This is a genomic window from Streptomyces albidus (ex Kaewkla and Franco 2022) (assembly GCF_013870515.1).
Classification (GTDB): Bacteria; Actinomycetota; Actinomycetes; order Streptomycetales; family Streptomycetaceae; genus Streptomyces; species Streptomyces albidus.
The window spans coordinates 1-5,829 of record NZ_JACBXA010000312.1 but is presented as its reverse complement, the minus strand read 5'-3'; the positions used below and the strand labels follow the sequence as shown (position 1 = coordinate 5,829).

The window sequence follows — 5,829 nt, the reverse complement described above, 5'->3', positions numbered from 1 at the left end:
AGGCCGCGGTCGCCGGTCTGCTCGACGGCGCGGCGCTGGAGTTCCGCGGCGCCGCTCGGCCTGTTGCTGATGACGACCTCGCCGGACTCCTTGTCGTACCAGCGGAAGGCGGGGACGTCCTGGTTGCTTCCGTGCAGGATGCCGAGCTGGCTGGCTCCCGTCTGCGACGACCAGTCGGTGCGCCACCGGGTGAGCCGGTGCGTCGTGTCGTACATCGCGGCGAGCGTGGGCATCAACGCGGGCTCCCCGTCCGCGCCCGTGACGGCCTGGCGCAGCATGTCGTGACCGAGGCCGTCGAGCTGCACGAAGACCGTGCCGGGTGTGCTCGTCCTGTCTTCGGCACCCTCGCGTCGCCGCCTGCGGTCCGCGATGCGGATGAGACGCCTGCGGTAGGCACCGTCGTCGCGTACGGCGAGCGCGGTGTTCGTCGCCGACGAGGCCGCGGACATCACCGCGGCCACGAGCACGGCCGTCCCAGGCTCGGCCGAACCGCGTCCGTACGGCACGAGCGAGAGCGCGAGCCACAGCAGCGAGCCGTTGAGGAAGAAGACCAGCAGGCCGAGGACGAGGGCGGGCACCAGCAGCAGCGCCCGGACCAGCACGGGCCAGACGAGTGCAGACAGCAGGCCGAAGACCCCTGCCCCTATGGCGGCTGTCGTGCCGATGAGGGTGGCGCTGTCGCCGTTCGGGGACTGGAGCCGGAAGTCCGGCAGGATTCCCGCGAGGACCAGCATGGTGAGGGTGCTCACCATCCACACTGCGAGAACGCGGAGTGTGGCGGCGCCGGCGTTACGCCAGCGCAGGATCGGTCTTCCGGGCGGAGTCAGGGGAAACAACCTCAGTCGCATGGTGCCTCCTCAACTCCGCTCACGCCCCTGCGGACACGAAAACCCGCTCAATGCGCGGGATATTCTCCACTTTTTCACATAGCGGGTGCCCTGCGGGACCACGCATGCCCCTCCAGGAAGCGCCGCACAATACGCTCTGAGTAGGCGGGCCCGGCGATCCGGGCCGGTCAGCGCGGAATCGGGAGGACGCAAGGTGCCGGTGGAAGTCACATGGTGGGGGCATGCAACGGCCACGGTCCGGGACTCCGGCGTGACGGTTCTCACGGACCCGCTGCTGGTGCGGCGCATGGCTCATCTGCGCAGGCGGCGTGGTCAACTGCCGCCTCCGTCGGCCGCGGTGGCCGATGCCGTGCTCGTCTCGCATCTGCACGCCGATCATCTGCACCTGGGTTCGCTGGCCAGGCTGGCCCCGGGCACCCGGGTCGTCGTACCGAGCGGGGCGCTGCGGGCGGTGCCGCGGCTGCGGAGGCTCGCGTCGCTGCTGTCGCTGGAGGAGGTCTCCCCCGGCGACACGGTCACCGTCGGGCCGGCCGGAGGCGGGACGGGCGAGGTCACCGTACGGGCGGTCCCCGCGTCGCACGACGGCCGGCGCATTCCGTACGGGCCGCATCGCGCACCCGCGCTCGGCTATGTGGTGGAGGGCGCCGCACGCACGTACTTCGCCGGCGACACCGGGCTCTTCGACGGCATGGCAGACGCTGTCGGCCCGGTCGATGTGGCGCTCCTGCCGGTGGGCGGCTGGGGTCCCTGGCTGGGCGAGGAACACCTGGACCCGGAGCGTGCCGCGCAGGCGCTGGCGCGACTGCGGCCGCGCTACGCGGTTCCGGTGCACTACGGCACGTACTGGCCGATCGGGATGGACGCGGTGCGGCCGCACGAATTCCACTCGCCCGGCGACGAGTTCGCGCGCAAGGCGGGCACGGCGGCACCCGAGGTCACCGTGCACCGGCTCGGGCACGGCGAGAGCATAAGACTGGAGGTCGTCTGATGGTGGCCCTTCAGTCCGCCGTGCTCTGGGGCGCCGGGGTGGACGCCGTGATTCCGACGGAGTCCACCCAGCAGGCGGTCACCTATCCGTCCCTGTTCCTGCTCGTCGTGGTGGGTGCCCTGGTCCCCGTCGTGCCGACAGGTGCCCTCGTCAGCGGTGCGGCGGTGGTCGCGCTGCACCACAGCACGCCGGCGCTCTCGCTGGCGGCGGTCTTCGCGGTCGCCGCGGGGGCCGCCTTCCTGGGTGACCTGACGCTGTACTGGCTGGGCCGCCGCGGGGTGGCGTCGAAGAACGGCTCGCGCTGGCTGGAACGGCTGCGCTCCCACGCCCCGCCCGAGCGGCTGACCCAGGCGCAGGACAAGCTCCGCGAACACGGTGTGGCGGTGCTCGTCCTCTCCCGCCTGATACCCGCCGGACGCATACCGGTCATGCTGGCCTGCCTGCTCGCACGGATGCCGACGCGGGAATTCGTGCGGGGCAATCTGCCCGCCTGCTTCGCCTGGACGGTCACCTACGCGCTCATCGGCATACTGAGCGGCTCGCTCTTCCCCGAGCCGTGGCAGGGCGTGGTGGCGGCGGTCGGCCTGACGGTGCTCGTCAGCGTGGTGCCGGGGCTGTGGCGGCGGATGGGGCACAAGCGGACGCAGACAGGCTGAACGGGCCTACGGACCGGGCCGGTTCAGCACTCGGGAGGCACCGACGGGAAGGTCCCACAGGTCCTCGCGGGGCCGACCCGCCGCGGCCCACGCCGCACGCACACGCCGCAGCGGCTGCATCGGCGGCTCGGCCGACAGCAGGAACGTCCCCCAGTGCATCGGCGCCATCGCACGCGCGCCCACGTCCTCGCAGGCCCGGACCGCCTCCTCGGGGCTGGTGTGCACGGGCCTGAGCATCCAGCGCGGTTCGTACGCCCCCACGGGCAGCAGGGCCAGGTCGATGCCGGGGTGGCGGCTGCCGATCTCCTCGAACCAGGGCCCGTAGCCGGAGTCACCCGCGAAGTAGACGCGCCGGCCCTCGGGCCCCGTGAGGACCCAGCCGCCCCACAGGGAACGGCACGTGTCGGTCAGGCCCCTGCGGGACCAGTGGTGTGCGGGCACGAAGTCGAAGCGGACGCGGCCTCCGTCCGGGGCGGGCAGCTCGGCCGCCTCCCACCAGTCGAGCTCCGTCACGCTGGTGAAGCCGCGCTTGCGGCACCATCGCGCCAGGCCGGCGGGTACGAACAGGTGCGTGCCGCGCGGGAGTTGCTTGAGTGTCGCGGCGTCGAGGTGGTCGTAGTGGTTGTGCGAGATGACGACGGCGTCGACGGGCGGGAGGTCCCGCCATGCCACGCCGACCGGCGTGACGCGCGGCGGGGTACCGAGGATCCGCCGTGACCAGACGGGGTCGGTCAGCACCGTCAGCCCTCCGACGCGCAGAACCCAACTGGCGTGCCCCGCCCATGTGACGGCGACGGTCCCGGCCGCGGGCTCGGGCAGCGGTCCGGGTTCGTACGGAATCTGCTCGACCTCGCGCAGGGACTCTTCGGTGGGCCGCATGGACCCCTCCCTGGCGACCCTGCTCAGGGCGCGCACGCCGGGCAGCGGGGCGGTCAGACGGTCGCGGAAGGAGCGCGGCCAGAACCGGCGGGCGCCGAGCGGCTGCACGGGTTGCGTCAGCGCTTCCTCGCGTGCGGGCCGCGCCACTGCTTCCCCGCCTGCCGGCCGCCCGGCTCCGACGGGGCCGGTGTCCGCATGGCGGTCCGTGCCGGTGTCCGGGCGGCTGTCCGTGCCGGTGTCCGGGCGGCTGTCCACGTCCACCTGCGTCGCCGTGCCGTCGGCGGCGAGTTCCGCGTCTTCCACGACCACGCCTTCCTCGGGGAGCGGGCGCTCCCTCGCCGCACTCTGCGTGCCTGTCTCGCTCAGCATCCGGTCCGCCTCCACGATCACTCCCGGGGAGCTGTCAGATCGGCGAGCACCGATCTCACGGAATCAAGTGCCCGGCTGACACCGGGTGATGTCAGCGGCTCGGGTCTGCGCGAGCCGCCCGTCAGCAGTTCGCTCGACAACCGCACGCGCAGCGCCTTCGGGTCGTCGCAGAAGCGATGCCCGCCGCTGACGTACGGGCCGAGTCGCCGTACCAGTTCGGCCTCCAGGCCCGCCGAGTCCCCGATGCCGAGGGCGGCGAGCCGGGGCCGTACCGGTTCCAGGTCGGCGTAGATATGCCGCCCGGCGTGCGGCGGACGGCACAGGGCGCCCGACTCGGTGAACGCGCGGTGAAGCGCCGTCAGAAGCGCGCCCTGTGCACGTGCCGCGCTCACTCGGCGGCTCCGCAGCGGTTCCGGCTCGGTCAGCGCGTCGGCGATCGCGGCGTCCGTCGGGCCCTGCAGTCCGGCGCGCAGTTCCCTGAGCACCGCTCGTGCAGCGTCCGCGAGTGCGCGACCACGCGCGCTGTCGGGGAAGCGGGCGATCCCGGCCGGCGGCCCCTGCGGCAGCAGCGCTTCGCCGAGCCCGGCCAGGACGACCACGGCATCGGTGTCCGTACCGTTGTGGAGCATCTCCGCGGGGCTGACGATGACCGTGTCGTGCGGTGCGTGCGAAGTGTCCCGCCAGGTCTCGTCGCTGACGATCAGCAAGTCCTCGTCGCGGGCGGCCTCGCACACCTCGTGCAGGAGTTCGGGGGGCACGGCGGTGCCGGTGCAGTCGTCGGCCACGGAGAGCACCAGCACGTGCGGTGCGTCCCCTTCGGTACGCGCACGGTCCACCGTCTCGCGCAGCGCGACCGGGTCGGGGACTCCCCCGCACTCAACCGGTACGGGAACGGTGTGCAGCGGACGTCCCAGCAGCCGGGCCTGCGCCGCGTGCCAGTCGGGGCTCGGCCGGGGCAGCAGCACCCCGCCCGGGCCCATCGCACCGAGAACGGCGAGCAGCAGAAGCGGAGCACCGGGGGCGGCGACGACGTGTTCCGGTCTCGTCTGCATCCCCCGGCGGTGCCAGTAGCGGCAGGCGGCAACGGCGGTGGCGGAGCGGCCCTGCCGGTATCCGTCGGTGCCCTCCATCGCTTCCGCCTCCGCCGCCATCCGTAGATGCGTAAATCAGACAACTTCGCACAACGCGTCCACCTTCGCAGACCGTGCTGACAGTGACGCGCGACGACACGGTCAGCGCAAGGGGCTGCACGCACCGGCCCGCCGCTTCCGGCGGGGCATGCAGCTGTTCCTCGATGCCGCGGCGACGGTGTGCACGTCGTATCGGGCGCTGTTCGGGCGGACCGGCAGATCCCGGTCGGTGCGCTGCGAGATGTGGGAGCGCCGGACGGAGTACGGCGGCAGGGGGCGGTGCGGGCGGGTCGCGTCAGCGGCGGACGCGCGCCAGGAACCCCGCGGCCAGTTCGGCCAGTTCCGGCCCCGCGTCGTGGACGACATGAGTGAGCCGGTGCGGGCGGAAGGAGTAGACGGAGACGGTGAGCACGGCGCCGCCGCTGCGGAACGGCAGGGTGGCGCACCCGCGCAGGCCCCGCTGTAGTGCCATGGCGCGGAAGAGCGACCAGCGAGTCTCGCTCAGAAGGTCTGCGGCGACGAGGGGTTCGTCCGCCTCCAGCGCCTCCGGCAGCGGCCCTTCGCCCCTCTCCCACTGCACGGCGACCAGGGCCGACACATCGGGGTGGGTGACGGCGGCGGAGTGCGGCGCGCCGGCAGAGGGGCCGCCCCTGCCGTCCGTCAGCGTGACGGCGGCGGCGCAGCTTCCCGGCGTGCAGAGCACGGCGCGCTCCGCGAGGTCGGTCAATCCGCGGTGCGGTGAGTTCTCACCGTCCTGTGCGTCCGTACGCCCCAAAGGCATCACCGAGGGCAGGACGCACGGATCGGTGACGGCATCGGCGGAATTCGCTGGGTTCACAGCCGGTCGGCTGCCCGGGGGCAAGACCGGAAAACAGACGCTTGCGCGCAGATTCGGCAGCAATCGTGAACATCGGGGCACCGCTTGGCCCCGTGCTGTGCGGAAGGTGTCGCGGCCGGTC

General features: G+C 72.8%; 6 protein-coding genes. 2 read left to right on the top strand and 4 right to left on the bottom strand.

Going from position 1 to position 5,829, the window contains the following annotated elements; genetic code table 11:
* The coding region (locus tag H5J26_RS27575) for a phage holin family protein (RefSeq protein WP_181768686.1) at positions 1-848 on the bottom strand (848 nt) is incomplete at its 3' end.
* 193 nt (positions 849-1,041) lie between these two features.
* On the opposite strand from H5J26_RS27575, the gene H5J26_RS27570 reads away from it, so the two are divergent.
* Both H5J26_RS27570 and H5J26_RS27565 read left to right on the top strand, forming a co-directional pair.
* Positions 1,042-1,836 carry an MBL fold metallo-hydrolase gene (locus tag H5J26_RS27570; protein WP_181768685.1) on the top strand — a complete coding sequence of 265 codons (795 nt, stop codon included), beginning with the start codon at positions 1,042-1,044 and terminating at the stop codon, positions 1,834-1,836.
* The gene (locus tag H5J26_RS27565; RefSeq protein ID WP_181768684.1) at positions 1,836-2,492 is read left to right on the top strand and encodes a DedA family protein; all 657 of its coding nucleotides are present in this window, start codon (positions 1,836-1,838) and stop codon (positions 2,490-2,492) included. The genes H5J26_RS27570 and H5J26_RS27565 overlap by 1 nt, the downstream gene beginning before the upstream one ends.
* A 6-nt stretch (positions 2,493-2,498) precedes the next feature.
* On the opposite strand, the gene H5J26_RS27560 is transcribed toward H5J26_RS27565, so the two are convergent.
* The 3 genes from H5J26_RS27560 to H5J26_RS27550 form a co-directional block, all read right to left on the bottom strand.
* Positions 2,499-3,740 carry an MBL fold metallo-hydrolase gene (locus H5J26_RS27560; protein WP_181768683.1) on the bottom strand — a complete coding sequence of 414 codons (1,242 nt, stop codon included), beginning with the start codon at positions 3,738-3,740 and terminating at the stop codon, positions 2,499-2,501.
* 17 nt (positions 3,741-3,757) lie between these two features.
* A complete protein-coding gene (locus H5J26_RS27555; protein WP_235981188.1) occupies positions 3,758-4,891 on the bottom strand; it encodes an aminotransferase class I/II-fold pyridoxal phosphate-dependent enzyme in 1,134 nt (377 codons plus the stop codon).
* 274 nt (positions 4,892-5,165) lie between these two features.
* Positions 5,166-5,708 (bottom strand): GAF domain-containing protein, encoded by a 543-nt coding sequence (locus H5J26_RS27550; protein ID WP_181768682.1) that lies wholly within the window; start codon positions 5,706-5,708, stop codon positions 5,166-5,168.
* Positions 5,709-5,829 lie beyond the last annotated feature (121 nt).